This is a genomic window from Rhodococcus sp. G6(2025) (genome assembly GCF_058628105.1).
On the sequence record NZ_CP179750.1, the window covers coordinates 4181185 to 4207502 of the forward strand.

The following is a 26318-nucleotide window of genomic DNA, read 5'->3' on the forward strand; positions in this document are numbered from 1 at the left end:
CCATGGTCGACTCCCGTTCCCGCCCCGATGCATGCCCCGGCGCGCTGCAGGTCCACCAGGCCGCGGACGGCGCGCTCGCGCGCGTGCGCCTTCCCGGAGGTGTGCTGACCTCCACCCAGCTGCAGACCCTCGCGGAATCGGCCCGCGACCTCGGGAACGGCGAGATCGAACTGACCTCCCGCGGCAACGCGCAACTGCGGGCGGTCCGCGACCCGCGGGAGTTCGCCCGGCGCCTCGCCGACGCAGGTCTCCTGCCGTCGGAGACGCACGAGCGGGTCCGCAACATCCTCGTCTCGCCGCTGACCGGCCGGATCGGTGGTCTCGCGGATCTGCGGGATCTGGTCGACGAACTCGACCGGACGTTGTGCGCGGACTCCGCGTTGGCGGACCTCCCCGGCCGCACCCTGTTCACTCTCGACGATGGGCGCGGCGACGTGTCGGCGCTCGGCGGCGATTTCGGCGTCCATGCGGTCAGCGAGACGGAGGTCGCCCTGGTTCTCGCCGGTCGCGACAGCGGCGCCCGGATCACGACGACGGAATCGGTGGCGGTGCTCCTCGACGCCGCCCGCGTCTTCCTGGAATTGCGTGATCAGCACTGGCGGCTGTCCGAGATCGCCGACGGGGTCGAACGGACCCTGTCGGCATTGACGCTCGCACCGACCGCCGACCCGGTGAGCGGGTTCGACGAGCATCGGGCACCGATCGGATGGCTGGACCAACCGGACGGCAACGTGACCCTCGGCGGCGGTCTCGCGTTCGGGATCCTCGACGCCCGGCTGGCGGAGTTCCTCGCCGCCGTCGAGAAGCCGGTGGTCGTCACGCCGTGGAAATCGGTGCTGCTGTGCGATCTCGACGAGTGGTCCGCCGAGCAGGTCGTCCGGGTCCTCGCCCCGATGGGCCTGATCTTCGACGAGAACTCCCCCTGGCTGAACGTCAGTGCCTGCACCGGGCAGCCCGGATGCGAGAAGGCGCTCGCCGACGTGCGGTCCGACGCGCGGGATGCCGTCGCGCGCGGTGAACTCCCGGTGGAGGGCAGGCAGCACTGGTCGGGCTGCGAGCGGTGCTGCGGGCGACCCAAGGGGGAGGTCGCCGACGTCGTCGCCACGGAGACGGGTTACCGGGTGGAGGAGCCGTGACCGCGGTGCCTCTATCGTGAGCGAATGATCGAGTACATCCGAGACGGCGCGGAGATCTACCGCCAGTCCTTCGCCACGATCCGCGCCGAGGCGGATCTCAGTGCCTTTCCCGAGGACGTCTCACAGGCCGTGGTCCGCATGATCCACGCGAGCGGTCAGGTCGACCTCGTGGACGACGTCGCGTTCACCCCCGGCGTCGTGAAGGCCGCCCGCGCGGCGCTGGCGGGCGGCGCCCCGATCCTGTGCGACGCGCAGATGGTGGCGGCAGGCGTCACCCGGAAGCGTCTCCCCGCAGACAACGAGGTGCTCTGCACCCTGCGCGACCCCCGGGTCCCGGTGCTGGCGGAGCAGATCGGGAACACCCGCTCTGCGGCCGCGCTGGAATTGTGGGGCAGCAAACTCGAGGGTGCCGTCGTCGCGATCGGCAACGCCCCGACCGCCTTGTTCTACCTGCTGGACATGATCGAATCCGGTGCACCCCGGCCCGCCGCGATCGTGGGCGGTCCGGTCGGTTTCATCGGTGCCGCGGAGTCGAAGGAAGCGTTGATCGAGCACCCGGGCGGACTCGACTATCTGGTGGTCCGCGGCCGCCGGGGTGGCAGTGCCATCACGGCTGCGGCACTGAATGCGATTGCGAGCGAGGTCGAATGAGCTCCGAAGAGCGCGTGACCGGCAAACTGTGGGGCGTCGGCATCGGACCGGGTGACCCGGAACTGGTGACGGTCAAGGCCGCGCGGGTCATCGCCGAGGCCGATGTGGTGGCGTTCCACAGCGCCCAGCACGGCAAGAGCATCTCCCGCGCGGTCGCGGCGCCGTACCTGTGTGAGGGACAGATCGAGGAGCACCTCGTCTACCCCGTCACCACCGAGACCGTCGACCATCCCGGCGGCTACCAGGGGGCGATGGACGAGTTCTACGAGGAGGCGTCGCAGCGACTCGCCTCCCACCTCGACGCCGGCCGTTCGGTCGCGCTCCTCGCGGCGGGCGACCCGCTGTTCTACAGCTCCTACATGCACATGCACAAGAGGTTGGCGCAGCGCTTCGAGGCGGAAGTCATTCCCGGGGTCACGTCGATCAGCGCCGCATCCGCCGCACTGGCGATGCCGCTGGTCGAGGGCGAGGAAATCCTGACCGTCCTGCCCGGAACGCTGCCGCCCGGCGAGCTGACGCGGCGCCTGCGGGAGACCGACGCCGCCGCAATCCTGAAGCTCGGACGCACCTACCCGGCCGTCCGGCAGGCGTTGAAGGACTCCGGCCGCATCGACGAGACGTGGTACGTCGAACGGGCCAGCACGACCAGGCAGAAGATCGACGCCGCCGACGACGTCTCGGACAGCGACGTCCCCTACTTCTCGATCGCCATCGTGCCCAGCCCGTCGAACGCCCGCCGCGACGACGCGGCACCGCAGGGCGAACTCGTCGTCGTCGGGCTCGGTCCCGGTGATCAGGCATGGACGACACCGGAAGTGCAGCACGAACTGTCGCTCGCCACCGACCTCGTCGGCTACGGCCCCTATATCGACCGGGTCCCCGAACGTCCCGGCCAGCGCCGCCACTCCAGCGACAACCGCGTCGAGGCCGAACGCGCCGCGATGGCACTCGACCTGGCGAAGAACGGCGCCCGCGTCGCCGTCGTGTCGTCCGGCGACCCGGGTGTGTTCGCGATGGCCGCCGCGGTGCTGGAAGTCGCGGCCGAGGAGCAGTGGCGCGGCGTCCCCGTGCGCGTCCTACCCGGCATGACCGCCGCGAACGCCGTCGCGAGCCGGGTCGGCGCGCCCCTCGGGCACGACTACGCCGTCCTGTCGCTGTCGGACCGGCTCAAGCCGTGGGACGTGGTGGCGCAGCGCATCTCCGCGGTTGCGAGCGCCGACATGGCCTTCGCCGTCTACAACCCGGCGTCGAAGTCGCGCACCTGGCAGGTCGCCGCGATGCGCGACCTGGTTCTCGAGCACCGCTCCCCCGACACCCCGGTGATCATCGGCCGCGACGTGGCCGGCGCGCAGGAGTCGGTGCGGGTCGTGCGGCTCGCGGACCTCGACCCAGCCGAGATCGACATGCGGTGCCTGCTCATCGTGGGCTCCTCCATGACGACCGTCGTCGAGAACGAACACGGGACCAGGGTGTTCACGCCCCGGCGTTATCCGGGCTGAGTACCTCAGTCGACGCGGCCGGAGCGGAGTTCGGTCACCGCGATCCGGGCGGCGTGCCCGATCGCGGCGTCGACCACCGGTAGTACAGGGTCGGTTCGGGCGGCACGGGTGAAGACGGCGACCGCGACGGGAATCTCACCGGGAAACGTCACGACGGCCACCTCGTTGCGGATGGCGCCGATGGTCCCGGTCTTCCCGGCAACGTCCACCTCGGAATACGGGAACCCGGACCGGATGCGGTGCTGCCAGATCTGCGCGGACATCACGTGCCGGACGAACTCGCCCTGCGGCTCGGGCACCGCCCTTCCGGTCCAGATCGCGTCGAGAAGCGAGGTCATCTCCCGCGGAGTCGTCGCGCTCGCATACGACGGGTCGTAGGCGGACACGGTCCACGCCTCGTCGTTGTCGGCCAGCGCCGCGAATGCTTCCGCGGTGGTGTGCGCATGGGCGTCGATCACCAGGCTGCGGTGCGCATCCGCTGTGCCGCCGAGGATGCGCGTGCTCGTCATGCCCAGCTCGGACAGTGTGCGCTCGACGCTCGCCAGTCCCACCTGCCCGAGGACGAGGTCGGCGGCGGCGTTGTCGGACACGGTCATCATCGACATCGCCAGATCCCGCCAGCTCAGCACGACGGGATCACGGAACGTCGACACCCCCGTCGGCCCCGGAGTGCAGTCGGCCGGATTGACCCGGACGGTCGCGGTCGGCGACAACTCCCCGGATTCGAAAGCACGGCACAGGGCTACGAGTAGCGGAAGTTTGTAGACCGACGCCAGAACCACGAGGTCGTCCGCGCCGACCGCGATGTCACCCGCGTCGCCGGTCGGGGTCCCGACGCGGCGGGCGTGCAGCCATCCGGTGCACCCGGCGTCGGCGAAGACGTCACGGATCCGCTTCGCCGCCGGCGGGGTCATCGATCTGCCCTCAGCAGCACCCGGTCGAGGGCGGCAGCGGACGGTGCGACGTCGGTCCCCGATCGCCAGACGATGCGCAGACGCAGCGCGAGGTCTTCGCGCAGCAGATCGACCCAGGCCACACCCGGCATCACCGTCGGTGCCGTCGCCGTCACCCCGAAATGACCGCCCGCGGCCACGTGCGTGAGAATCTCTCGCGGACCCGGTGCGATCACGATGTCCGGGTCCAGCCCCCGGACCCGCCACAAGTCGACGAACAGGTCGTGGGCAGGTGGATTGTCCGAGCGTGGACCGATGGCCAACGCCAGCCCGCGCAGCATCCGGACCTGTGCCTTCTTCGCGACCGCGGCCGGGTGGTCGTCCGGCACCACCACCCACCGCCGAAGCTTCAGCACCGGCCCGCTGTCGAGACCGGTGAGCAGCGCGGGATGCTCGACCACGGCGACGTCGAGACTGCCCGTACGGACGGCGTCCACGAGTTCGGTGGTGGGCGCCGTGGTCGTCACCACCCGGGTGGGCCGGGTCTCGTCCGCGTCGCGAAGGGCACGGACACACCGCACCACCACACCGTCGGCCACCGAGTGCGGGACACCCCATCGCACCACCGCGTCGCGACCGCCGGCGATGCGGTGCGCTTCGTCCTCGAATCGGGCGGCGTCGGCGACGAGAAGTCGCGCACGCGGGAGCAATTGGCGTCCGGCGTCGGTGAGTCCGACTCCGCGGGCACTGCGCTGGACCAGCTCCGCGCCGAGTCGCTGTTCGAGCCGCCGCACTCCCTGTGACAGCGGCGGCTGCGTCATCCCGAGCCGGGATGCGGCGTTGCCGAAATGTCCCTCCTCCGCAACGGCGACAAAGAAACTGAGGTGGCGGAGCAGGTCCATGGCGACCATTGAACCAGTTCCGACCGCCCACGTCGGGCGACGCCACCGTTTCCCTGGCATAAAACGTCGTCCTGAACTGGGGTGATAGCGCACCCGACTCGCGACGACGCCGCTTTCGTCTTTGCGCTATGAGTGTCCGCATCCGACATTGGATCCATGCCCACACACCGAAATCATCCGAAGCCCAGGCGCACCGGTCGCCGAGGTGCCGTCGCTCTCGCGCTGGCGCTGCCCCTGCTGCTCGGGGCGTGCACGGCCACCGCGGAACAGGCCCAGCCCACCACGTCGGTGGCTGCGGCGCCGGATCGGCGGCCCCTCGACGCGACGATCGACGCCCTGGAGGCGCAGTACTCCACCCGGATCGGAGTGACGGCCGTCAATCCCGCGACCGGCGAGGTCTACAGCCACCGGGGCGACGAACGGTTCGCGATGTGCTCGACCTTCAAGGCCTACGCATCCGCGGCGGTTCTGCGCAAGACCGAGGACGGATCGACGTCACTCGACAAGACGGTCGTGATCGAACCCGGCGACCTCGTCGAGAACTCGCCGGTCACCGCCGCAGCGGTCGGAACCCCGATGACGTTGGGGCAGATCGCCGAAGCAGCGCTGACGCAGAGCGACAACACCGCCGGGAACTACCTACTCCGGGAGATCGGCGGGCCGCAGGCGATCACCGCACTCGCCCGGGACGTCGGCGACGGGAGCACACGACTGGACCGGTGGGAGACCGAACTCAACACCGCATTCCGCGACGATCCCCGGGACACGACGACACCCAACGGCCTCGCGCAGGGTTTCCGGGCGCTGCTCCTCGGAGACGCCCTCGACGCGGCGAGCCGCGATCAGCTTCTCGAGTGGATGCGGGCGAGCAAGACGTCGGACAAGCGAATGCGCGCCGGTCTGCCGACCGGGTGGACTGCCGCCGACAAGACCGGTGGCGGCGGGTTCGGCACCGCCAACGATGCCGGTGTCGCGTGGAGTCCGGACGGCGCACCCGTCGTCCTCGCCATCCTCACCGACAGCCTCACCAATCAGCAGGACGCGCAGGGAAACAACCAGGCGATCGCCGACACCACCGCGGCCGTCATCGAAGGGTTGACTGCGCCGTGAGCCATCTGAGCGAGGCGCGGGGAGCCGGCCGACCTGTGACGGCCCGACTCCCCCGCCGCCGAAGGCTCTCAACTGTTGACGTACTTCCTAATACTTCCTAATCCTTCCTGTTGCTAGTCGGATCATGCGCATCGGCGAGCTGCGGCATACCTGAACATGTCGGTGGTGGGGGTCCGGAAGGCCGCGCCGGAGGGCCGGTTACCCTCTCGGCGTACAGGTTCCGGTCAGCGAGTCTTCGATCGGGAGGATCTCGACGTCTACCTGGGTCGACCTACACCGGAGAGTGTTCCAGCCGACAGGGCGGAAGCGTTGTACTGCCGGGTGTCCGGCTCGACCGGTCAGGAATCTTCGCTCGCCTATCAGGAAAGGATGCTGCGTGAGAGTGCCGCCGGCACCGTGTACAGGGTCTACAGGGATCGTGGTTCAGGTCTGCGGGAGACCCGAGCGGGACTGAATCGGATGCTCGAGGACGCAGCCAAGGGCCACTTCACGGTGGTGCGAGTGGTGTGGCGGGATCGGTTGGCGCGGTTCTCCGGTGGCGTGGATCGAGCGGTAACTGTCGGCGGTCGGGGTTAAGGTCGAGGTCCTGCGTGACCATGGGGACACGTCGCTGGTAGAGGAGCTGATGGATGACTTCATGGCAGTGCTCGCTTCGTTTTCCGGCCGCTTCTACCCATTGCGGTCGAAGCAGAATCAACGTCGACTTCTTCCGGGCGACGCGGCAGCACGGTTGGAGATGGACTAACTGATGGCCGATACCGGATTGACTGCGCTGCGACAGTTCTCGTTCACCACCCGCCCCTACCTGGCTGTCGATGACGCGACCGGTGCGCCGATCGGACTCGACGACCTCGACATTCGTGTCGGGTGGATGCTCGACCTGATCTCCGGTGCCGAAACCGAGCTGATTTCACGGCTGTGGCAACCGGCCACCTTCGATGTCCTCGCTACCGGTCGTGACAGCCACGGCCGGGCACTGCCGAAGCACGGGCATGTCGCGGCCGCGCGTCTGGGCTGGACCCCGCGCTACCCGGACGGTGTCTACGCGCCCTCACGAGTCACGCGCGTGGTCACCGCGCAAGCTGTGGCGACGCTGCGGACCCTGACCTACCGGGATACCGCCATCGCGTCGCTGTCGGCCCGATTCGATTCGGAAACCGGCCGTCTGAGCGCACCGAGTGGTGCTGCGGAGTATGTGCCGTCGGGTTTCGCGCGGGGAGTCCGTCGGCAATTGCTCGCCCGCACCCGCCAGATCGACGGCGCGGACTCGGGTGCAGCGCAGTCCGCGCGGGTGCGGATCACCGACGTGCAGACGCCACCCCGAACCTCGGCGATGGCTCGGCTTTCGGCAGCGGATCGACAACTCGCACACATCACCGTCACCGACGCCGCCATGACGCTGACGGTCACACTACCCACCACCGTCGCCCCGACAGGACGCGCGCAGTGGCGACGAGTCCGGCTGGCCGCCGCGATCCCACGGCACCTGCACGGGCGGCCGATCCGCGAGTGGCATTTACCGACCCTCGATGTCGACCACCGTGGTCTGCTGTTGCGGTGCGCTGCCACCGAAGCGGTCCCAGCCGCTGATGTGACATCGGGAACTACCGTGGTGGGCGTGGACTGGTCTCCGTCCACACTCGGGGTGGCCGCCGTTGCCACCGAAACCCCGGATGGTCTGGTCTCGGACTATCGGGGTTTCACGTACGACGACCGAGGCCTCGGGATCAAGCTGGCCCGACTGCAGGCCGAAGGGCAGCTGCTGCACCGCAAAGCGGCTCGCCTGCGCCGGCTCGCCGCGACCGCACCCCCCGAGGTCCGCGCCCAGCTGGAGGCGAAGATCGCCGTCCTCGATGGATACCGCGAGGCAGTGGGTGCCAAGCGGGGGATGATCAACCGGGAATTGGCGTTTCACTTCGGCCGCCAGCTTACCGACTTCGCTGCCGCAGCGGGCGCGAGCGTGATCGCGGTGGAAGACCTCACCACTCTCGAAACCCGCGGGCATGGGCGGGTCAACAATAACCGGGCCGCGCAATCAGCCCGCCGCAAAGCCGTCGACGCTCTCACCCACACCGCCGCCGGTGTCGGTGTGACGGTGGTGTCCGTACCAGCACGAGGATCCTCGGCGTTGTGTCCGGGCTGCAACGAACCTCTCATCCGGCCGGGTGGTTACCATCGGGCCTGGTGTGCGCGGTGCAAAGTCGGCGGACATCGTGACCATGTCGCGGGCGTGAACCTGGCCAAGCGGGCATTGCTGGGACGCGGACAATCCGTTCGCAAGCGCGGGGAGAATCCGCGGATCCGGGTGATCGAGCATGCGCCGGTGCGCCAATGCCGCGACAAGAAGAGTCCCACTCCGAGCAGGCCGCGGCATCGCCGTGTCCGTCGTAGTGCTCCCGCCGCGACACCCCGGGTGGGGGTGAACCAGACCAGGATTGTTCCTGCGCCACAAGCGTCGGTGTGGGACACGGTAAAACCCGCAACACCGCAGCGTGTTACGGGTAGCCGTGAAGTACATACATCTCTAACACCAGCCACGCCAGTGGTAGGAAGTATGAGATCTATGTAGACGCTACGGGCGACGGCAGTCTCGTGCACCCATACCGCCTCGCTCTCGTCTGCACAGGTGACGCAACAGCTGGTGCGTCGACGGACGGAGCGAGATGCCGCTAGCTCACGACGTCGTGACCGCGCATCGCCCGGCGCAACGGCCTTTCCGTCTTGGCGACGCGCCGCCCGGCCACCGTCAACATCGGGCGCGGAATGCCGATACCCGTCACCGGCACCCCTGTCGCATACCCTTCCCGGTAGAGGTAATTCGACGCATCGGCCACTTCGTCCCGAGTCAGGGGCGCGGGTGCCCAGCCAACGGTCTCACCGATGGCATCCGCGTCCAGAATCGGACTTCGGTACCCTTCCGTGGTCTTCGCGAGAAGCCAACGCAGAACAGCGTCACGAACCGCCCATTGACGATCGGTAGCTGCATTCACATTTCAGTCCTCCGGTAGATGCCGTTGATGCCTGCATGCACCATAGCCACCGCCCACGAATAAGCAAGTTCGTGAGCGTTCCTGCGGTTCTTGGGATCTCACGGAAGGATGTTTCCAGCTCGGCACCACGTTCGAGTCGGATACCGAAGTGGACTTATCTACTTCCCTGGGTATGGTCGGGATCAGTTCGTGGTTGCCACTCTCGAAGATGGAGCGACAATGGCTGACAAATCCGCCGTCAAGAGTTCGAAACAGTCCGCACGCGCACTGAAGGAGCGCCGGGCGGAGAAGCGGGCGAAGGCCCAGGAGTCGACGGAGATCATCCGAAAAAGGAAGGGCTGAAGTCGCATTGAAGATTCACGGCGTGCTCAGCTGGCGATGAAGGGCACCACCGTCCCCATAGTCGGTGCTGGTAACGATGTGGTTGCCTTTCACTTCCAGCATCTGCACTCCGGCCAGGTGCACACTCTGCCCTTTCGGCTCGTACGGGCCCAGGCGGCCATTCAAGTGACCGGGCAGTGCGTAGGTCACCGCCGCACGGTTGCCCATCGATGAGCGTGTCATCGAGGTTCTATTGCGCGTCGGGAATGCTGCGACGAGCCCTGCGAGACCGGCGGCGATCTTCTCCGGTGTGCGATGGCCCGCGCCGGCTGCGATATCGCGGTGCCGACACAGCGGGGCGTAGAGCTTTGCGACGTCTGCGGGCGGTTGGGTGACCCGCAACTCGAACGCGGGGACAGCGCGTTCGGTGTGAAGGACTCGCTGATCAAGGACTTCGTGGAGCAACCCCCAGAGACACCCACCCCCGATGGGCGACTCATCGGCGACCGGCATTGGTCTCGATGCCGGTTCGACATAGTCCTTGCACCAGAACAGATTTGATTCTCGCCGTCGCTGCATGCATAGCTCTGCCACGAAGGACGAGGAAGCCCACCCCCCGGCCCGGCGCACGGAACGTACACAACCCTTGACTCGGACACCTACCATCCGAGTAAACTAGGACAATATAAATCCACGTTAGGAGACGGGTATGAAGATCGTCATTTTCGGAACCGGACTCATCGGGAGTCAGGTCGCATCGAAGCTGACCGAGACCGGTCACGACGTCGCGGCTCTCGGTCGCGGCGACGGTATCGATACCACCACCGGCAAGGGAGTCGCGGAGGCTGTGGAGGGCGCCGACGTCGTCGTGGACCTCACCAACTCGCCGTCGTGGGAAGACGACGACGTCCTGGCCTTTTTTCGCGAATCGACGAAGCACATGCTCGCCGCCGAAGAGGCGGCAGGCGTCCGGCACCATGTCGTCCTGTCCATCGTCGGCGCCGATCGACTCCCCGACTCCGGATACATGCGTGCCAAAGTCGCCCAGGAGGATCTGGTCAAGTCCGGCCCCATCCCCTACTCGATCGTGCGATCGACGCAGTTCTTCGAGTTCATCGCCGGCATCGCCGCGGCAGGCACAGTCGGCGAGACGGTGCATGCGACCCCGGCACATCTTCAGCCGATCGCCTCGAACGACGTCGTCACCCGGGTAGCAGAGGTCGCTGTCGGCGCCCCGCTGGGCGGCACAGTCGAAATTGCGGGACCTGAGCCGCTCGGCATCGATGCACTCGTTCGACGGCTGTTCGCCTCGACCGGCGACCAGCGGACCGTGACCACCGACCCCGATGCCGGTTATTTCGGCGCCAAACTCGATGACGCTGCGATCACTCCGACACCTGGCGCCAATGCCTGGATCGCACCGACCACTCTGGACCAGTGGTTGCGCGAACACGCCTGACACAATGACGCAGTACCACCCCGCAACACCGACACAGGGGCGTGGATAGAGTCGTGGCCATGAAGCTTTCCGGTGGTGTGGAGTGGGCACTTCACTGCTGCGTCGTTCTCAGCCAGGCCGAAAGCCCGATACCCACTGCCCGGCTGGCCGAACTGCACGGTGTGTCGAAGACATACCTCGCCAAGCACCTGCAGTCGCTCGCACGTGCCGGCCTCGTCCACCCCACCGAGGGCCGCGACGGCGGATACGTCCTGACCCGCGCACCCGAGGCCATCACCGTCCTCGACGTCGTCCAGGCCGTCGACGGAACCGAGCCCGCCTTTCGGTGCACCGAAATCCGACGACAAGGAGTGCTCGCCGCCCCTCCAGAGCAGTGCCGCTCTGCATGCGGCATCGCGAAAGTCATGGCCGGTGCCGAACAGGCTTGGCGCGCATCACTATCGGGTGTGACGATCGCCGACCTCGGCGCGACGACAGACCTCGCCGGCCTCAAACACATCTTGGCGACGTCCACGACCTGAGGTCGCCCGCGGCAGACCGAACGCGAGATTCCTGACTTCCCCACCGTGAACCGCCCTACGATCGATGGATGGAGACCGGAACCGACGAGACCAAGACCTGTTCGTTCTGCCGCGGTCCGATCGGATACGAGATCAAGGACGCTCATGCGGGCTTCGCGTCACTGCCCCCGGGGAAGCGGTATCGCGTCTTCCACTGCATGAATCGATGCCCACGATCAGCGCCCGACGGTCTCGAATGCGGACACCGCCACGAATACCTCTGACCCGTCCGTCAATGCTCGCCGGGAACGTTCAACCGAGCGAGTTCATGCCCTGCTCACCCGCGTGAGAGTCCGGGCTGAGTCTGAATCTGTCCGGGGCCGCCCTTGAAACCGCCGGCCTTACCCACCGTCCATTCACCGTCCGCACCGCACACCAGGGCGCCGTTGCGGTCTCCGGGCTTGCCGTACGTCACTGTCTCGTTGCCCTGCGAGTCCGTGTTCACGATCGGGCAGGGGCCACCGGTGGGCCCGTTCGGGCCGATCGGCTCGGCATGCGCAACGGACGCCGCCCCGAAGGCACTCAGGACGGGAAGAGCAGCGAAAGCGATGGCGGCAATGGTGCGGCGGGCGTTGATCATTCAGTATCTCCAAGGGATGGTCGGATCGTGCTTCGTTGACAGGTACAACTCTGCCCACTCCAGCGCCCGAACTGAACCAACCCTCGGGGGGCTTCGCGGCACCCCTGGGAGTGGAATCACCCCACCCTCACGGAGATCGATCGCGACCTACCGACTGCCGGAATCCGTTCTTCAGAGCCGGTTCGGACCCGAACCTTCCACGGCGAGTTGGTCTTCGGGATTGAGCAGATAGCACGCCTTCATCGACAGGCAACCACACCCGATGCATCCGGTGAGCTCGCGTTCGAGACGCTCGATACGCTTGCGCTGATCCTCGAGCTGCACCCGCCACAGCTTCGACACGCGCTGCCAGTCGCGGATCGACGGCATCCGGTCGGCCGGGAGCGTCTCGAACACCGCTCCCACGTCGGCCAGTGGAATCCCGAGCCGTTTGGCCACCACGATCAGCGAGATCCGTCGGAGCATGTGCCGTTCGTACCGGCGTTGATTCCCGGATGTCCGCGTCGACGCGATCAGTCCGAGCTGCTCGTAGTAATGGAGCGCCGAGACGGCCACACCGGTCCGACGCGACACCTCCCCCACCGACAGCAGATCCTTCGGATCCAATGACATCACATCAGCCCCTTGACCTCGAGTCCACTCGAGATTTTAGCGTGGTGTGCATGACATCGACCGCCCCGTCACCGGCCAGCTGGTCCGAGCTGCTCGGACCCCGTTACCGCTCCACCTCCGCCGTCCTCGCCGGCGGCGTCGGACTGCACGCCGTCAACATCTTTCTGACGACGAGCCTGCTGCCCACCGCCATCGGCGAACTCGGGCGCGAATCGCTGTACGCGTGGAGCGCGACCGTCTTCATGGTGGCGTCCGTGATCTCGTCGATGACCGTCAGCCGGCTGCTCGCACATCGCGGGGCGCTCGGTGCGTACCTGTTCGCGCTGGCTCCGTTCTTCGTCGGCACGATGATCTGCGCCGTGAGCCCTTCGATGGAGGTGCTCCTCGTCGGACGAGCGGTCCAGGGGCTCGGTGGGGGCCTGCTCGCGGGGCTGAGTTACGCGGTACTGCGCGAGGCGCTACCGGAGCATCTGTGGGCCCGTGCAACCGCGCTGGTCTCGGCGATGTGGGGCGTCGGAACTCTGGCTGGACCGGCGATCGGTGGGCTGTTCGCGCAACTCGGCCAGTGGCGTCTCGCGTTCGTCGCCCTGGCAGTGGTCGCCGCCGCCATCGCCGTGATCGCGCCCCGGGCGTTGCCGCGCACCGAGCGTGTGCGTGGCGGAGAACCCGTGCCTGCCACGTCACTCGTCCTGCTCACCCTCGCGACGATCGCAATCAGCGTGGCGAGCATCGTCGGCAACCGGACCCACATGCTGGCCCTGATCGCGGTCGGGGCCGCATTCATCGTTCTCTTCCTGGCCTGGGAGCTGCGGTCACCGCGCCGGGTGTTGCCGCAGTCGACGTACACCCGGGCGTCGTCCCTGAAGTGGATCTACCTCACCATCGCGGTGCTCGCGTCCGGCACCGTGTCGGAGGCCTTCACACCGCTGTTCGGTCAACGGCTCGCCGGACTGGTGCCGTTCGCCGCGGGATTCCTCGGCGCCATGATGTCGGTGGGATGGTCGGCGACCATGATCTTCAGCTCCGACATCTCCCGCCCGCGGGCGCAGACGGCGGCGAAGATCGCCGGACCCGCGGTCCTCGCCGCCGGCCTGCTCCTCACGGCGGCCCTCTGGCGTGACGACGCCGGACTGGTCACGGTGATTCTGTGGGCGGGCGCCCTGGCCGCCGCAGGTGCCGGAATCGGCCTCGCCTTCCCGCACCTGATGGTCGCCGCCATGCGGAGTACCGACGACGAGCAGGAGGGAGCGAAGGCCGCGGCCGGGCTCAACACGGTCGAGTTGATCGCTATGGCCGTGGGGTCAGCGGTCGCCGGTGTGCTGGTCAATCTCGGTGCGCCCTCGGCCCTGGCCTCCGCACGACTGCTCTTCCTCGGCCTCGGCGTCATCGCGGCGGCCGGCGTGTTCACCGCGTACCGCGCGACCCGGCAAGCCGAGCGCGAGGACGCCGGACGGCCCTACGTCCGCGACGCGAAGTGAGCTGCGCGACGCAGAATGTCGTGGGCGCGGGCGAGTTGCGGCGGATGCCCGCCGTGGGTAACACGACTGCCGTCCGCACCCAGACGCGCGATCGTCGCTTCGGCCCAGGAGATATCGTTCGAGTCGGGTGCCAACGCGGTGTTGATCACCGGCACCTGCTCAGTAGCGAGGGTCAGTTTTCCGGTCATCCCCATCTCACGGCCCAGACGCGTGTCGTCCCGTACGGCCTCGGCGTCGAGCGACAGTGTCGGTCCGTCGATCGGGGCTCCGATCCGGGCCGCCCTGCTCGCATTGACGAGCCGGGATCGGGCGTACGCCAACGCCATCGGGGTTCGCCCGGCACCGGTGTCGCGGCAGTAGTCGCCGATCCCGAACGCGAGCCGAGAGACGGGAGCGGTGCGAGCGATGTCCTCGGCTGCCACGATCGCGGCCGCGGACTCGACGAGGGCGACCACCGGAACACCGGGAATCTCTTCAGCGGTGTCCCGTACCTGTTCGGGCGATTCGGTTTTCGACAGCATCAGCCCGCGCAGTCCGGGCAGATCGCGGATCGCGTCGAGGTCGCGCTGCCAGTGCGGGGTGGTCGCGTCGTTGATCCGCACCCAACCTGCATTCCGTGCGAGCCACTCGGCGGTGCAGGCCCGCCCCTCGTCTTTCGCAGCGAATGGCAAACCGTCCTCGAGGTCGATGATCAGCGAGTCGGCGCCGGACGCAGCCGCCGCCGCGAGGACCTCGCTCCCGACTGCAGGAACCAGAAGCCAACTCCGCGCCATTGCGACGCCGACCTCACTGCGCTGGGCTGTCTCGACACTCATTCTGTTCTTCCCTCGGCCATACCGAGAAGTCTGCGCGCGGCCGGTAGGCGACGCACTCGACGAAGCGGAGTGCGCAGACGGTGTCCGGTCACCGCTTCGTCAGGTGCGCCTCACATCCCGGCAGTCCGCCTCAGAAGTCGAAGCCCCAGGAGGCCGGGTTGAAGACGACGCGGTACCAGACGTTGGTCGGTTCATCGAACGTGCACGGCACGATCACGACTCCCGACGTCTGTTCGAGAGCCGCGGCCTTCCCGCAGAAGTACTCCGCGCCTTCACCGGACGTCTCGGCCCGGTAGACGGGGCCGACGTGCCAGGGTTCCGCACTCGCGGTTCCGGCACCGACGGTGGCTCCGAGGACGAGGGGTGCGGACAGTATCCCGACCAATGCTGCGGAACGCCGAGCGGACTTCTTCTGCACGAGATCTCCTTCGTAGGCGACGACACGACAGTTCTGTGTGATTAGTTCGCACAAGAACCGTCGGACGTTACCGGGGAGCCGACGCCCGCTCCTCGAACACCTGACCCGACCCGCTCTGCTCGGCAAGTTCACGCGCGCTGTTCAGCGCTTCCTGGGCCGCCGCCTTCACCGCCGCCTTCACCGCGGCGGAATCGTCGACGGTCGCAGGCGCTTCGACAACATCCGGGGTCCCGACAACATCCGGCGTCTCGACAACATCCGGCGTCTCGACAACATCCGGCGTCTCGACAACATCCGGCGTCTCGGCGAGGTCAGGAGTTTCGACAGGCTCAGGAATTTCAATGGCAGGTGCAGGTGCAGGTGCAGGTGCAGGCGTGGTGTGGGGTACCTCGACGGGCGCTGTGCCGCCCTTTTTCAGATACTGTCCGCACACGGGCCATGCGCCGGGGCCCTGGGTCTTCAGGACGTTCTCGGCGACCCGGATCTGCTCGGCCTGGCTGGCTTCCGAGGCCACTCCCGTTCCACCGTTGGCTTTCCAGGTTTCCGGTGTGAACTGCAGTCCGCCGTAGAACCCGTTTCCGGTGTCGGTGGTCCAGTCACCGCCGCTTTCGCACTCGGCGACTTCTTCCCAGTCGTGCGGGGCGCCTCCGGCGGTTCCGGCGCCCAGCCCGAGCAGAACAGTGACGACCGCGCCGATCAGGGCGATCCAGCCGAGGGTGTGTTTCTCCATGTTGCGAGTGGTCATGCTGGCTCAATCCTCTCCGCGCGTGCGGACGCGGCGTGCCGGCGACAACGCCTGGTTGTCGACCGTCCCTTTCGGTGCCTCGTCCCGCGCCTCGAAGGTGTCGGGATTACGAACCCGCGTCGGCAGATCTGCAGCGGCGGGCCCCCGAACGTGGCCTCCTCCCGAAATTCACACGGCATGAACAAGGTACGGATGTTCGACTATTGAGAAACGCGAGTGAAAATTGTGCTGTTCTGAGGTTTTGTTACCGTTTCGACGTCATGTCGTGACAAGTTCGTAATACGTCTGACGGGTAGCCGAATGCCCCAGCGGCTCACCCGTTCCCGCTCTGCGGCGTGGTCTCGATTTCGACACGGCGTCCGCGCGGCGCACCCGCCGCGGCCCGTAGTCGTGGCAGCACCCTGTCCGGACGGCCCATTCCGACGAGATGAACAGCCCTCGCATGCAAGGCATCTCGGAATCACCAACCGAGACGGCGACAGATCAGGGAAGCACACCCTGTCGCAGGACGTCCACGACAGCTTCCTGCCTGCTGCGCACCTCCAACTTGCCCATCAGATTGCGCATGTACGACCTGACGGTCTCGACGCTCAGCGACAGCCGCTCGTGCGCCAGGGTGTCGTTCTCACCCCGTGCGTGATCGGCCGCGAGTTCGAGTAGTCCTGAAACCCCGATCGGGCGCAGCACCGCTTCGGCATCCCACCTCGGAGGGTAGCGGTGCCGGAGTGATGTTCCATAACGTCGTCTTGGGCGGGTATCGCCCGTCAGAGCACCTTCACCACATCTCGGAGGTTTCCAGTGTCCGGACCGACCCTCTCGCCCGCGAACCACACACCGCTCAGTCCGCTGCGCTTCCTGGAGCGCTCGGCGACGGTGTTCCCGGATCGGGTCGCCGTCATTCACGGCGACCGCCGCTACAGCTATCGCGAGTTCGGCGACGAGGTCGAGAGACTCGCCCGGGCCCTGCGGAGCCGGATCGAGCCCGGCGACCGCGTTGCGTTCCTGTGCCCGAACACCCCCGAGATGCTGTTCGCCCACTTCGCGGTGCCCCTCGCAGGTGGCATCTTCATCGCGCTGAACTGGCGGCTGGCGGGCCGTGAACTGGAGTACATCCTCGAGCACTCCGGGACGAGCCTGCTGTTCGTTGACTCCGAACTCGTGGGATCCGTCGCGACCGCCCGCGACACCGTCCCGAGCCTGCGCGAGGTAATCGAGATTCCCGACTCAACGATCGCGCGGCCGGTAGTCCCGGAGGGGATCGCGACCGGGATGTACGCCGACTTCCTCGCGGACGCACACGCCGTGGACGACATCCCGCTGCACTGGGGTGTCGATGACGAACAGCAGGTGATCGCGATCAATTACACGTCCGGAACCACCGGGAAACCGAAGGGCGTGATGTACACGCACCGCGGCGCCTATCTCAATTCCCTCGGCGAAACGTTCCACAACGGCTTCACCGGATCCACCAAATACCTGTGGACGCTGCCGATGTTCCACTGCAACGGCTGGTGCACCCCGTGGGCGGTCACGCAGGCCGCCGGCACGCACATCTGCCTGCGCGCGGTGCGTGCCGACGCGATCTGGGACGCCATCGACACCCTCGGGGTCACTCACCTGTGCGGCGCTCCCGCCGTGTGCTCCACAATTGCCGAAGCGCCCCAGGCACATCCGGTTGACGCCCTGCGGATCACCACCGCCGCGGCGCCGCCGTCACCGACGGTGATCGCCCAGTTGGAGGCGATCGGCGTCACGGTCGTCCATGTGTACGGGCTGACCGAGGTCTACGGGCCGTACACGATTTGCGAGTACCAGGAGTCGTGGAGCGAGCGCACCGCCGAGGAACGCGCGTCCCTGCTGTCCCGGCAGGGCGTGGGCATGGTGCAGGCAGAGAACGCCCGCGTCGTCGACGCGCAGATGAACGACGTCCCCGCCGACGGCGAGACCATGGGCGAGATTGTGCTGCGCGGCAACAACGTCATGCTCGGCTACTACCGCAACCCGGAGGCCACGGCGGAAGCCTTCGCGGGCGGCTGGTTCCACACGGGCGATCTCGGCGTCTTGCACCCGGACGGCTACATCCAGCTCAAGGACCGCGCGAAGGACATCGTCATCTCCGGCGGCGAGAACATCTCGACCATCGAGGTGGAGCAGGCATTGATAACGCATCCCGCCGTACTCGACGTCGCGGTCATCGGTGTCCCACATCCCAAGTGGGGCGAGCGGCCCAAGGCATTCGTCGTTGTGAGGAAGGGGGCCACGGTCACGGCTGAGGAACTCGTCGAGCACACCCGTGGGCGTATCGCGAAGTTCAAGGTGCCCGATGAGATCGTCTTTCCCCTCGAACTCCCCCGCACCCCGACCGGGAAGGTCCTCAAATTCGAACTTCGAAACTCGAATTGACTGTCTCGCAGGAAGCGCGTGGGCGCGAAAACGGAGAACAAAACCTTCCAGTCGGATTTTTTATGTGGCATCGTAACGATCCATGGGGGAACCAGGAGTCGACGCGATCGCCATCTACCACGCAGCGGGCCACCGGGTCACACCGATGGTGGCGCTCGACTACAGCGTCGGACCCGGCATGCGACAACCCCTGCTGCGAAGGTTGGCGGGGCGCGGATGGCGGGATCCCAGCCCCGTCTTCGACGGCGTCGACGGCGTGACCTCGCCGGTGCTGTCGTTGCGTTCGGTCGACGGGCGCACCCTGTTGATCGAGGACGACACAGACGTCCTCTTCGAGGGCGTGGTCGAGCCCCCGCACGGGTGGATCGACCACGTTCGAGCCCTCGGCGCGGTCGGCGTGGTCGCCGGAGCGGGCATCACCTCGACGCCCGGCTGGGAACGGCAACTCCCCCGGTTGGCCCGCGAGAGCGAACTGCTCGGTTCCGTCGCCACGGTCACCCTCACGAACGCCTTCGGCAGGGAAGATTTCAACGCCTTTGCATACGAGGTGATCTCGGCATTGCGGCCGGCACTGCCTCCCGAGGCGCTGGACGATGCGGGCTTCGCGCTCGAGGACGACCGGCCCCACCGCGCGGTCATCGAGGTCGTGGCAAGTGCGGCGAGACACCAGGTGGTCGTCCCCGCACGAATCTTCGACATGATCCACCGCCGCGCCACAGACCGCACATCGTTCGGGTGGAGGGACTCCCGAACACTGAAGCGGCTCCTGCGAAAGGTTCGCACCGCCGAACGCGCACCGTCCGCTGAACTCCGAAGGACGCTCGCTCGATACGACGAGACCTGCCCCGGGCCGCGGGCGCCGATGGACGCGACCGAGCTGGGTTCGCGCACGTGCATGACGGCCGGTGCGGCGCTGTGCAAAACTCGGAGGGGTACGTACGAACGTGCTGCGCCGGACCATTGTGATGCGGAGGGCGTCATGTCCCGATCGGTTCCCGGAGGTGCTTCGGACGACGCGGAGCACGCGGCGTACGCGCGTGTGCGCGCCGGCCAGGTGAGTGCGGTTCAGGCCGCCCTCGAGGATCACATGGGACGCCTGGATTGGTCGAGAGATCAGATCGAGCGCTACCGAACCGACCGGCTGCGGGCCCTCCTCGCGCACGCACGCGAGCGGTCACCATTTCACGCCCGGAGACTTCGTGGTCTCGATCCGTCCTCGGCCTCGCTCACCGACCTGGCAACGCTGCCGATGATGACGAAGCGGGACGCTCAGGACGAGTGGGATGCGATCGTCACGGTGCGCGACCTCGATCGCGAACGTGCCGAACGGATTCTGGCCGAGCAGCAATGGTTTTCGTACACGTCGGGCGACGAGCAGATCTTCAGCTCGGGCGGGTCCAGTGGTGTCCGGGGCGTCTACGTCTGGGATTGGCAGTTCTACGTTTCGGCGGCGTGCCTCGCCTGGCGGGTACAGGCGCGCGAGGAACGGCGGGCGTCGTCGGTGCGGTCTCCCGCGCGGCTGGCGGTGCTGGCGGCCGGTGTCCCCCCGCATGCGAGCACACCACTGTTCGATGTGCCCACCGCACCGGGAATGGAGACCGTCGTGATCCCGGCGGGCGCACCGTTCGACGAGATCGTCGCCGCGGTGGCCGCTGCCCGGCCCACGCATCTGGTGGGCTACGCGACGGTCATCGGGCGACTTGCCCGAGCCGCGGTGGCGGGTGATCTGGAGATCAGTCCTGTGCGCGTGAGCACAAACTCCGAACCCCTGCTGGAGGAGGACCGGCAAGCCATCCGCGACGCCTGGTCGGTGCCGATTCACAACCTCTGGGGGTCGACCGAGATCGGCGTTCAGGCCGTGGGTTGCGGATACGGCGAGGGCCTGCACGTGTGCGAGGACGAGGTTGTGCTCGAGCGTGTCGATGACAGTGGTGCTCCGGTCGCAGCCGATGCGCCTGCGGCGCGAACCCTCGCGACGGGTCTGGCCAACCGCACGTTTCCCTTCATCCGGTACGACCTCGGAGACCAGGTCACATTGCTGCCCGGTAGGTGCGCGTGCGGAAGCGCGTTCGCGCGCGTCGCCGACATCGGTGGGCGGCGCGACGACGATTTCCGGTACGGAACCACGATCGTGCCCGCAAGCACTTTTCGCTACGTCCTCGGTGCAGACCCGCGTATTTCCGAGTACCAGGTCCGACAGACCGTCGACGGAGCGGAGATCTTCGCGGTCGGCGAACCCGACGTCGCCGCCCTGACGTCGGCTGTCACGGCGGCATTGCGCCGGCAAGGTGTGGCCGATCCGCAGGTCCGGATCGAAGTGGTCGACCATCTGCAGCGTCATCTCGCGAGCGGGAAACTGCAGCGGTTCATCGCACTGCGATAGTCCGCAAATGCCTCGAGGAAGGCAAGGGGTCGACGATCTGCACCCCAGGGTGTCTGTCGTCACGGCCACTCGGGTCCGACGATGGTGGTACACGATCACCCAGTCGAGGAGCAACGATGACGGACACGGATTTCGGGGCGGTCACCGAAAACGCTGCGGGCGCATTACCTGCCGCCACAGATCTGAATCGCGTTCACGCCGAGATCGCTCGCCTCGACGCGGAGATCCTGGACGCGGTCAATCGCCGTCTCGCTCTCGCGCAGCTCGCGGCTCGAACCCGGGTCGAGTCCGGAGCGCCGATGGTCGCGCTCGGCGGCGAAACGGACGTGATCCGCCGCTATCAGGACGAGCTGGGCCCCCGCGGCTCGCTGCTGGCCCTGGAATTGCTCCGGCTGGCGAGGCCACCCTTCTCGTCGACGTACCGAACTCGGTAGCCCCACCCATTCTCACCTCGGTCGATACCGAGCACGAGAGCAGTGCCCAGCAGTCGTCGTGACGCTGGGCACTGTTCGCCTGTCCAGCGCAATCCGGGTGCGCCGGATCCGGCCGCGTCACCGCAAGCGCCCCCACCCGATGTCGGCGGCATCACCACACCGGACCCGCCGACGGCGGATGCGACCGCGGCTGTCGAGCTGAAGGCGGCACTCGAACAGCTCCGCGACGCCCAGCGACGGGGCGACTTCAGTGCGTTCGGTGCCCCCCTCGACCGCCTCCAGCACGCGGTCGATGCCTACCTCACCTCCGGGGATGACGGTCACCGCCCCGGCCCACGAGAAGCAGTTCAGGCGTTCACCTCACGCAATTCGGTGGTCGGTCCTTGTTCGCCGGCGGTGCCGTCGTCGCCGTTGTCCGACTGCGCCGTGCGCCCACCGCGAGCAATGAGGCGATCGAGCGAGAGAGCGCCGGCGCCGAGGAAGATCATCAGGAACAGGGCCCAGCAGAAGATGGCGGAGAGCTCACCGTTGTTCTGGATGGGGAGGACGCCGTCCGGCTGATGACTCCAGAAGTAGGCGTACGCCATCGAACCCGAGGCAATGAACGCGGCGAAGCGCGTCCCCAGGCCGAGGAACAACGCGGCGCCACAGACGAGTTGGATGACTGCGCCCCACCAACTCGGCCAGGCGCCTACCGCTGCGGTGTGCCCTCCATGAGGTGCAGTCGGCCACGCGAACAAGGTCGACGTGCCGTGGCAGAAGAACAGGAAGCCGATAACCACACGAAAAGCCGCGATGGCGTAATCGACGCTGGGGCCGTGAAGGCGTGAAATGCTCTTAGTTGTCACATCGCAGAAGATAAGGCATGCCTGCCCTAATCTCTGCGCTACCGCGTGTATGAGACACAGTCACGTGGGAAAACTGACCTAATTGTGGCGAGCATCACATTCATCGTCGTGCGGTCCCGGGATTCACTCACCGCATTCGGTCACCGGCCGAGCCAGTTCGGGTGCATCGTGAAGTCCATGCGTGATTTCCGATTCTCGTTCAACATCTTCGGCTTCGAATCCCGCGACGCCCTTCTCGACCGATGTCGACTCGGCGAGAGCGCCGGCTACGACACGGTGTTCGCCGCGGACCATCTCGGCGCCCCGGCCCCCTTTCCGCTGATGGTGGCCGTCGCCGACGCCACCTGCTTACGTGTCGGAACGCTGGTGCTCAACGCACCGTTCTGGAATGCCGCCCTACTCGCCCGCGAGATCGCGACGACGGACGTCCTCACCGACGGAAGGCTCGACATCGGACTCGGTGCCGGACACATGAAGTGGGAGTTCGACGCTGCGGGTATCGAATGGAAAGCCCTCGGCGGACGGGTCGCACAGTTGTCCGAGATGGTCGATGACCTACGCACCTTCTTCACCGGGGATCTCGACGAACTACCCGAGGGCCGCGCCCTGCCACGACCGTTGCAGCGGCGCGGATTCGGCGGCTCGGGCCCGCCGCTGATCATCGGCGGCACCGGCGACCGGGTGCTGCGGATCGCAGCGGCCCACGCAGACATCGTCGGCGTCGCGGGGGCATTTCAGATCCCGGGCCGACCGCCGGGCACCTTCCGCCTCGCCACCGCGGACGAGACCGCCGAACGAATTCGCTTCGTACGGACACACGCCGGAGCGAGAGCCGAAGACATCGAGTGGCATCTACTGGTCCAGATGGTCGTCGAGACGGACGACCGCCGGGCCGCGGCCAATGAGATCGCGGACCAGCTCGGTGGGACGATGACGGTCGACGACGTCCTCGACACCCCGTATGTCCTCGTGGGAACCGTGGAGGAGATGGCCGAGCAACTCCGACGCCATCGGGAGCGCTACGGTTTCTCGTACATCACCGTCCACGAACCGTATCTGGAGCTGTTCGCGCCCGTGATCCGTCAACTCCGCGAACAGAGTTGACGGACAACGACTCACGGTGTGTTGATGTATTCCTGGATGGCCTGCTGCGCCCGGGGGTTGCCCTGTCCGATACCGACGATCGCGCCGGTGATCGCCCCGATCGGTGTACCGATGATGCAACCGGCGAGACTGCCGGGGAACATCGAGATACATCCGACGCCGAGACCCATGAGCGCGCCGATCGCCGTCCCGGCCGCTCCCCCGTTGGCCCAGCCGACGCCGAGCTCGTTGAGCATGTTCTCGAGCGCCTTCTGCTTGTCGACCTCGTGCCTGCCGGGGATCGCCAGTGCAGGCGTTCCCGTGTTCGGTAGGACTGGGTCGGCGTGGGCCGTACCCGCCCCGAGTGTCACCGTCGCTGCGACGAGGACCGACGCTGCCGATTTCTTGATCAAGTTCATCGCGATCCCACCCTGCTGAAGAAGGAAAAACCGGTTCCGACTGTAACCTGCGGCTGCATCATCGGTGGCGAAACCGCGGCATCGGAAGACTACCTCGGCGATCGCCCGCCCGCAGGGGTGCCGACGAACGGCGCACGATGGCATCCGGCCCCCAATCAGGGCAGCGATTCGGGCAAACCGAAGGGGTCGAAATGCTCCGGCCCGAGAAACGAGGTCAGGTCCGCGATCTTGGTGCCGCGCAGGGTCAGCACGGTGATCGACCAGCGCAGGTGGGTGCCGGCGTCTTCGTCCCACAGGTAGAAGGCGACGGCGGGCTGAGCGTTCGCACAGACCGGGAGGTGACGCCACGAACCGCACCCCGTGAGCGGGACCCGGACCGCGAAATCGGTGACCGCGTCGAGACCGCGGTACCAGTGCGCCATCGGCGGCATCGACCAGGTGACATCCTCCGTCAGCAGGGCAACGAGGGCGTCGGCGTCACCGCGTTCCAATGCGGTGGAGTACCCGGCGACGATGGCACGCAGACGCGTGTCGTCGATCTCTCGCAAAGTTTGCGCCTGCGTCACCGGCGGAATCTTCTCGGCGACGATCGCCCGTGCCCGCTGCAGCGCGCTGTTGACCGACGCCCTCGACGTGTCCATGGTGTCGGCGATCTCGGCGGCGGAAAAGCCCAAGACTTCGAAGAGCAGCAGGGCCGCCCGCTGATTGCCCGGCAGATGTTGCAGTGCCGCAACGAATGCCAATTCGACAGCCTCGCGTTGCTCGTAGCGTGCGGCCGGCCCCGCCGAACCGGCGGTCAGACCCGCGTCGGCGTAGGGCCCCAGCCACGCCACGTCCGTGAGCGGGACGTCCCCGATGACAGCACGATCACTGGACGGACCCAGGTCGACGGGTAGCGCCCGCCTACCGCGCGATTCGACAGCGTCCAGGCACGTGCGCGTCGCGACGGTATACAGCCAGGAGCGCAGCGTGCTCCGACCTTCGAACCGCGCAAAACCCCGCCACGCCCGCAGCAGGGCATCCTGCAGAGCGTCGTCGGCGTCGTGACTCGATCCGAGCATGCGGTAACAATGCGCGTGCAGTTCGCGGCGCAACGGTCCGACGAGGCGGGTGAACGCGGCATCGTCTCCGTCGCGCGCCCTGGCCAGGTCGGCATCCTCGGCGTCTGCCGCGCCGGGTGTTCGTGCGGACATGTCGGTCACAAGGGACGATTCTGCCCGACCGCCGGCGGCCGCACCGGCGACCGACGAGACCTGCCCGCGGTAGACGGGCCCCCGCGGTCGATCTCGAGCATCGGACCGTGGCACAGCGCACCGCATCACCTGGTGGTGGTCGGAGCCGGTGTGGGCGCCAGCGACATCCCGGCGTAGACCTCGTCGAGAACGGTGGGGAGCATAGCGTTCGCCGTGGTCTTGCCCTCGGGTGACAGGGTCAGATTCGTCCAGATCACCAGCGTGACGTCGTTGTCCGGGTCGTAACCGATGAACGAGTTGAAACCCGGCAGCTCACCGCCGTGGTAATACATCGACGCGTTCGGCCCGAAACGCTGATAGCTGATGCCGTACCCGTATTGCTGCCCGTCGGGTGCGCTCGGATCCTCGGGTTGCAGGCTGTGGAGCCACTGCTGCTGGTACTCGGGATTCAGGACATTGCCCGACACCAGGGCCCGGATCCACGTGGCCAGGTCGTCTGCCGTGGAGATGGCGCCACCGGCAGCGGTGGCGTAGGAGGAATTCTGGTTGGTGTAATCGAGGGGTTGGAGCGTTCCCGCGCGTGCGGCGGCCTGCATGTCGGCGGGATACTCTTCGTCGACCATCGCGTAGGACGATTCGCCGTACATGTAGCCGTGCGAATAGCGATCCGGGATGGTCGGCGGCGGGAAGCGAGGTTTGCTGCAACCCGAGGGGACCGAACAATCGATCCCGGAATTGCGCGGCCAAGGGGCGCGCGCCGGCCTTCTCGGCGATCAGACCCAGCAACGCGTAATTCGTATTGCTGTACTCGTAGGAAGTGCCCGGCGGGAATTCCGGCGGGTGCCGGAACGCGATATCCAAGACCTCTTGCGGCGTCCAGGCCTTCGCCGGGTCGGTATCCAGAGTGGCCGCGAACTCGGGCGAGTTCGTGTAGTTGTACAGCCCACTGCGCATCGTCAACAGCTCTGCGACGGTGATGTTCTCGCCGTTGGGCACATCTGAAACGTAGGTGGACACCGGGTCGCTGAACTCGAGCTTCCCGTCCTGGGCGAGGAGCACGGTCAGCGCCGCAGTCATGGTCTTGGTGTTCGACGCGATCCGGAAATGGGTGTGTTCGTCGGGCGGCGTCTGCGCGCCCAGTTCGGTCGTACCGACCACGGCGTCGACGTTCCCCTGGGGGGTGCGGAGCTTCACCACCGCGCCGGGTACGAGCAGCTCCTCGGCCGCCGCGTTCACAACGTCCTGGAATGCGGCCGGGTCGATGGGTTTCAGCGCCGACCCCGTTGGTGCGGCGGCGGTCGTCGAGGCGGGCACTCCACCGTTCGACGTCTGCGAGGTCGTCGGATCGGAAGTGGTCGAGCAGCCCGCGATCGCGACGGCAACGCC

27 protein-coding genes and 3 pseudogenes are annotated in these 26318 nt (G+C 67.1%); 16 read left to right on the plus strand and 14 right to left on the minus strand.

Translation table 11 applies throughout. The annotated features are described in order from the left end of the window. The first annotated feature begins 2 nt into the window (after nt 1-2). From cobG to ACLIVD_RS19140, 3 genes are read left to right on the plus strand one after another with little or no spacing between them, the layout of a single operon-like run. The gene (cobG, locus tag ACLIVD_RS19130; RefSeq protein WP_283332494.1) at nt 3-1136 is read left to right on the plus strand and encodes a precorrin-3B synthase; all 1134 of its coding nucleotides are present in this window, start codon (nt 3-5) and stop codon (nt 1134-1136) included. Between the two features lie 24 nt (nt 1137-1160). Next, complete coding sequence (locus ACLIVD_RS19135; RefSeq protein WP_283332495.1) at nt 1161-1787, plus strand: precorrin-8X methylmutase; 627 nt, start codon at nt 1161-1163, stop codon at nt 1785-1787. Beyond that, a complete protein-coding gene (locus tag ACLIVD_RS19140) occupies nt 1784-3286 on the plus strand; it encodes a precorrin-2 C(20)-methyltransferase (RefSeq protein ID WP_491930435.1) in 1503 nt (500 codons plus the stop codon). The genes ACLIVD_RS19135 and ACLIVD_RS19140 overlap by 4 nt, the downstream gene beginning before the upstream one ends. 5 nt (nt 3287-3291) lie before the next feature. Here ACLIVD_RS19140 and ACLIVD_RS19145 read toward each other — a convergent pair whose 3' ends face one another. Further along, entirely contained in the window at nt 3292-4200 is a 909-nt protein-coding gene (locus ACLIVD_RS19145; RefSeq protein ID WP_283332497.1) for a serine hydrolase, read from the minus strand. Next, nucleotides 4197-5090 (minus strand): LysR family transcriptional regulator, encoded by an 894-nt coding sequence (locus tag ACLIVD_RS19150; RefSeq protein ID WP_283332498.1) that lies wholly within the window; start codon nt 5088-5090, stop codon nt 4197-4199. The genes ACLIVD_RS19145 and ACLIVD_RS19150 overlap by 4 nt, the downstream gene beginning before the upstream one ends. Before the next feature lie 147 nt (nt 5091-5237). Here ACLIVD_RS19150 and bla point away from each other — a divergent pair, with 147 nt between their 5' ends. From bla to ACLIVD_RS19165, 3 genes are all read left to right on the plus strand, one after another. Further along, the gene (gene bla / locus ACLIVD_RS19155) at nt 5238-6191 is read left to right on the plus strand and encodes a class A beta-lactamase (protein ID WP_283332499.1); all 954 of its coding nucleotides are present in this window, start codon (nt 5238-5240) and stop codon (nt 6189-6191) included. 156 nt (nt 6192-6347) lie between these two features. Beyond that, the gene (locus ACLIVD_RS19160) at nt 6348-6767 is read left to right on the plus strand and encodes a recombinase family protein (protein WP_491930436.1); all 420 of its coding nucleotides are present in this window, start codon (nt 6348-6350) and stop codon (nt 6765-6767) included. Nucleotides 6768-6939: 172 nt separating this feature from the next. Further along, entirely contained in the window at nt 6940-8760 is a 1821-nt protein-coding gene (locus ACLIVD_RS19165) for a zinc ribbon domain-containing protein (RefSeq protein ID WP_283332502.1), read from the plus strand. 100 nt (nt 8761-8860) lie between these two features. On the opposite strand, the gene ACLIVD_RS19170 is transcribed toward ACLIVD_RS19165, so the two are convergent. Then, complete coding sequence (locus ACLIVD_RS19170) at nt 8861-9181, minus strand: serine recombinase (protein WP_283332503.1); 321 nt, start codon at nt 9179-9181, stop codon at nt 8861-8863. Nucleotides 9182-9400: 219 nt separating this feature from the next. On the opposite strand from ACLIVD_RS19170, the gene ACLIVD_RS19175 reads away from it, so the two are divergent. After that, nucleotides 9401-9523: a hypothetical protein gene (locus ACLIVD_RS19175; RefSeq protein ID WP_274542882.1), complete on the plus strand. Its 123-nt coding sequence runs from the start codon at nt 9401-9403 to the stop codon at nt 9521-9523. 15 nt (nt 9524-9538) lie between these two features. Here the strand turns inward: ACLIVD_RS19175 and ACLIVD_RS19180 are convergent, their stop codons facing one another. Next, nucleotides 9539-9967 (minus strand): ester cyclase, encoded by a 429-nt coding sequence (locus ACLIVD_RS19180; protein WP_491930437.1) that lies wholly within the window; start codon nt 9965-9967, stop codon nt 9539-9541. Here ACLIVD_RS19180 and ACLIVD_RS19185 point away from each other — a divergent pair. The 4 genes and pseudogenes from ACLIVD_RS19185 to ACLIVD_RS19200 all read left to right on the plus strand — a co-directional run. After that, a pseudogene (locus ACLIVD_RS19185) lies at nt 9893-10063 on the plus strand (hydroxyquinol 1,2-dioxygenase); the annotation flags it as partial. The gene ACLIVD_RS19180 and the pseudogene ACLIVD_RS19185 sit on opposite strands and share 75 nt — an antisense overlap. Before the next feature lie 148 nt (nt 10064-10211). After that, nucleotides 10212-10961 carry an SDR family oxidoreductase gene (locus ACLIVD_RS19190; RefSeq protein WP_491930438.1) on the plus strand — a complete coding sequence of 250 codons (750 nt, stop codon included), beginning with the start codon at nt 10212-10214 and terminating at the stop codon, nt 10959-10961. A 59-nt stretch (nt 10962-11020) separates the two neighbouring features. After that, the gene (locus ACLIVD_RS19195; protein ID WP_491932899.1) at nt 11021-11482 is read left to right on the plus strand and encodes an RrF2 family transcriptional regulator; all 462 of its coding nucleotides are present in this window, start codon (nt 11021-11023) and stop codon (nt 11480-11482) included. Nucleotides 11483-11550: 68 nt separating this feature from the next. Continuing rightward, on the plus strand, nt 11551-11745 hold the full coding sequence (locus ACLIVD_RS19200; RefSeq protein ID WP_005246414.1) for a hypothetical protein: 195 nt from the start codon (nt 11551-11553) through the stop codon (nt 11743-11745). Between the two features lie 53 nt (nt 11746-11798). On the opposite strand, the gene ACLIVD_RS19205 is transcribed toward ACLIVD_RS19200, so the two are convergent. Together ACLIVD_RS19205 and soxR are read right to left on the minus strand one after the other, a co-directional pair. Beyond that, a complete protein-coding gene (locus tag ACLIVD_RS19205; RefSeq protein ID WP_105421629.1) occupies nt 11799-12101 on the minus strand; it encodes a hypothetical protein in 303 nt (100 codons plus the stop codon). A 171-nt stretch (nt 12102-12272) separates the two neighbouring features. After that, on the minus strand, nt 12273-12713 hold the full coding sequence (gene soxR, locus ACLIVD_RS19210) for a redox-sensitive transcriptional activator SoxR (RefSeq protein ID WP_280784468.1): 441 nt from the start codon (nt 12711-12713) through the stop codon (nt 12273-12275). A gap of 50 nt (nt 12714-12763) precedes the next feature. Here soxR and ACLIVD_RS19215 point away from each other — a divergent pair, with 50 nt between their 5' ends. Then, nucleotides 12764-14191 carry an MFS transporter gene (locus ACLIVD_RS19215; RefSeq protein WP_491930439.1) on the plus strand — a complete coding sequence of 476 codons (1428 nt, stop codon included), beginning with the start codon at nt 12764-12766 and terminating at the stop codon, nt 14189-14191. Here ACLIVD_RS19215 and ACLIVD_RS19220 read toward each other — a convergent pair. The 4 genes and pseudogenes from ACLIVD_RS19220 to ACLIVD_RS19235 all read right to left on the minus strand — a co-directional run. Next, the gene (locus tag ACLIVD_RS19220) at nt 14170-15006 is read right to left on the minus strand and encodes an HpcH/HpaI aldolase/citrate lyase family protein (RefSeq protein WP_491930440.1); all 837 of its coding nucleotides are present in this window, start codon (nt 15004-15006) and stop codon (nt 14170-14172) included. The genes ACLIVD_RS19215 and ACLIVD_RS19220 overlap by 22 nt on opposite strands. Before the next feature lie 130 nt (nt 15007-15136). Next, nucleotides 15137-15424: a hypothetical protein gene (locus ACLIVD_RS19225; protein ID WP_280784471.1), complete on the minus strand. Its 288-nt coding sequence runs from the start codon at nt 15422-15424 to the stop codon at nt 15137-15139. A 67-nt stretch (nt 15425-15491) separates the two neighbouring features. Continuing rightward, nucleotides 15492-16169 (minus strand): transglycosylase family protein, encoded by a 678-nt coding sequence (locus tag ACLIVD_RS19230; protein WP_491930441.1) that lies wholly within the window; start codon nt 16167-16169, stop codon nt 15492-15494. 483 nt (nt 16170-16652) lie between these two features. After that, nucleotides 16653-16775: pseudogene (locus ACLIVD_RS19235) on the minus strand (LuxR C-terminal-related transcriptional regulator); the annotation flags it as partial. A gap of 192 nt (nt 16776-16967) precedes the next feature. Between ACLIVD_RS19235 and ACLIVD_RS19240 the strand changes: the two are divergent. The 3 genes from ACLIVD_RS19240 to ACLIVD_RS19250 all read left to right on the plus strand — a co-directional run bounded on the left by ACLIVD_RS19240 (nt 16968) and on the right by ACLIVD_RS19250 (nt 21389). Then, a complete protein-coding gene (locus tag ACLIVD_RS19240; protein WP_477955389.1) occupies nt 16968-18572 on the plus strand; it encodes an AMP-binding protein in 1605 nt (534 codons plus the stop codon). Between the two features lie 979 nt (nt 18573-19551). Beyond that, complete coding sequence (locus tag ACLIVD_RS19245; protein ID WP_491932900.1) at nt 19552-20955, plus strand: phenylacetate--CoA ligase family protein; 1404 nt, start codon at nt 19552-19554, stop codon at nt 20953-20955. Between the two features lie 116 nt (nt 20956-21071). Further along, a complete protein-coding gene (locus tag ACLIVD_RS19250; protein ID WP_009472741.1) occupies nt 21072-21389 on the plus strand; it encodes a chorismate mutase in 318 nt (105 codons plus the stop codon). Between the two features lie 347 nt (nt 21390-21736). Here the strand turns inward: ACLIVD_RS19250 and ACLIVD_RS19255 are convergent, their stop codons facing one another. Next, complete coding sequence (locus ACLIVD_RS19255; RefSeq protein WP_283332514.1) at nt 21737-22237, minus strand: DoxX family protein; 501 nt, start codon at nt 22235-22237, stop codon at nt 21737-21739. Nucleotides 22238-22414: 177 nt separating this feature from the next. On the opposite strand from ACLIVD_RS19255, the gene ACLIVD_RS19260 reads away from it, so the two are divergent. Then, nucleotides 22415-23341, plus strand: coding sequence for an LLM class F420-dependent oxidoreductase (locus ACLIVD_RS19260; RefSeq protein ID WP_477955394.1), 927 nt, complete (start codon nt 22415-22417; stop codon nt 23339-23341). Between the two features lie 11 nt (nt 23342-23352). Here the strand turns inward: ACLIVD_RS19260 and ACLIVD_RS19265 are convergent, their stop codons facing one another. From ACLIVD_RS19265 to ACLIVD_RS19275, 3 genes and pseudogenes are all read right to left on the minus strand, one after another. Next, the gene (locus ACLIVD_RS19265; RefSeq protein WP_105421643.1) at nt 23353-23739 is read right to left on the minus strand and encodes a hypothetical protein; all 387 of its coding nucleotides are present in this window, start codon (nt 23737-23739) and stop codon (nt 23353-23355) included. A 155-nt stretch (nt 23740-23894) separates the two neighbouring features. Continuing rightward, nucleotides 23895-24941: a sigma-70 family RNA polymerase sigma factor gene (locus ACLIVD_RS19270; protein ID WP_349307402.1), complete on the minus strand. Its 1047-nt coding sequence runs from the start codon at nt 24939-24941 to the stop codon at nt 23895-23897. Nucleotides 24942-25057: 116 nt separating this feature from the next. After that, nucleotides 25058-26246 (minus strand): annotated as a pseudogene (locus ACLIVD_RS19275) (serine hydrolase domain-containing protein). Nucleotides 26247-26318: the final 72 nt, after the last annotated feature.

What these genes read in the sequence shown, in the direction of transcription:
- ACLIVD_RS19150 (WP_283332498.1), bottom strand. Translation starts at nt 5,090, where the DNA reads ATGGTCGCCATGGACCTGCTCCGCCACCTCAGTTTCTTTGTCGCCGTT.
- bla (WP_283332499.1), top strand. Translation starts at nt 5,238, where the DNA reads ATGCCCACACACCGAAATCATCCGAAGCCCAGGCGCACCGGTCGCCGA.
- ACLIVD_RS19195 (WP_491932899.1), top strand. Translation starts at nt 11,021, where the DNA reads ATGAAGCTTTCCGGTGGTGTGGAGTGGGCACTTCACTGCTGCGTCGTT.
- ACLIVD_RS19250 (WP_009472741.1), top strand. Translation starts at nt 21,072, where the DNA reads ATGACGGACACGGATTTCGGGGCGGTCACCGAAAACGCTGCGGGCGCA.
- ACLIVD_RS19145 (WP_283332497.1), bottom strand. Translation starts at nt 4,200, where the DNA reads ATGACCCCGCCGGCGGCGAAGCGGATCCGTGACGTCTTCGCCGACGCC.
- ACLIVD_RS19165 (WP_283332502.1), top strand. Translation starts at nt 6,940, where the DNA reads ATGGCCGATACCGGATTGACTGCGCTGCGACAGTTCTCGTTCACCACC.
- ACLIVD_RS19215 (WP_491930439.1), top strand. Translation starts at nt 12,764, where the DNA reads ATGACATCGACCGCCCCGTCACCGGCCAGCTGGTCCGAGCTGCTCGGA.
- ACLIVD_RS19265 (WP_105421643.1), bottom strand. Translation starts at nt 23,739, where the DNA reads ATGAACTTGATCAAGAAATCGGCAGCGTCGGTCCTCGTCGCAGCGACG.
- ACLIVD_RS19135 (WP_283332495.1), top strand. Translation starts at nt 1,161, where the DNA reads ATGATCGAGTACATCCGAGACGGCGCGGAGATCTACCGCCAGTCCTTC.
- ACLIVD_RS19260 (WP_477955394.1), top strand. Translation starts at nt 22,415, where the DNA reads ATGCGTGATTTCCGATTCTCGTTCAACATCTTCGGCTTCGAATCCCGC.
- ACLIVD_RS19230 (WP_491930441.1), bottom strand. Translation starts at nt 16,169, where the DNA reads ATGACCACTCGCAACATGGAGAAACACACCCTCGGCTGGATCGCCCTG.
- ACLIVD_RS19205 (WP_105421629.1), bottom strand. Translation starts at nt 12,101, where the DNA reads ATGATCAACGCCCGCCGCACCATTGCCGCCATCGCTTTCGCTGCTCTT.
- ACLIVD_RS19175 (WP_274542882.1), top strand. Translation starts at nt 9,401, where the DNA reads ATGGCTGACAAATCCGCCGTCAAGAGTTCGAAACAGTCCGCACGCGCA.
- ACLIVD_RS19160 (WP_491930436.1), top strand. Translation starts at nt 6,348, where the DNA reads ATGTCGGTGGTGGGGGTCCGGAAGGCCGCGCCGGAGGGCCGGTTACCC.
- ACLIVD_RS19200 (WP_005246414.1), top strand. Translation starts at nt 11,551, where the DNA reads ATGGAGACCGGAACCGACGAGACCAAGACCTGTTCGTTCTGCCGCGGT.
- soxR (WP_280784468.1), bottom strand. Translation starts at nt 12,713, where the DNA reads ATGTCATTGGATCCGAAGGATCTGCTGTCGGTGGGGGAGGTGTCGCGT.
- cobG (WP_283332494.1), top strand. Translation starts at nt 3, where the DNA reads ATGGTCGACTCCCGTTCCCGCCCCGATGCATGCCCCGGCGCGCTGCAG.
- ACLIVD_RS19140 (WP_491930435.1), top strand. Translation starts at nt 1,784, where the DNA reads ATGAGCTCCGAAGAGCGCGTGACCGGCAAACTGTGGGGCGTCGGCATC.
- ACLIVD_RS19190 (WP_491930438.1), top strand. Translation starts at nt 10,212, where the DNA reads ATGAAGATCGTCATTTTCGGAACCGGACTCATCGGGAGTCAGGTCGCA.
- ACLIVD_RS19220 (WP_491930440.1), bottom strand. Translation starts at nt 15,006, where the DNA reads ATGAGTGTCGAGACAGCCCAGCGCAGTGAGGTCGGCGTCGCAATGGCG.
- ACLIVD_RS19245 (WP_491932900.1), top strand. Translation starts at nt 19,552, where the DNA reads ATGTCCCGATCGGTTCCCGGAGGTGCTTCGGACGACGCGGAGCACGCG.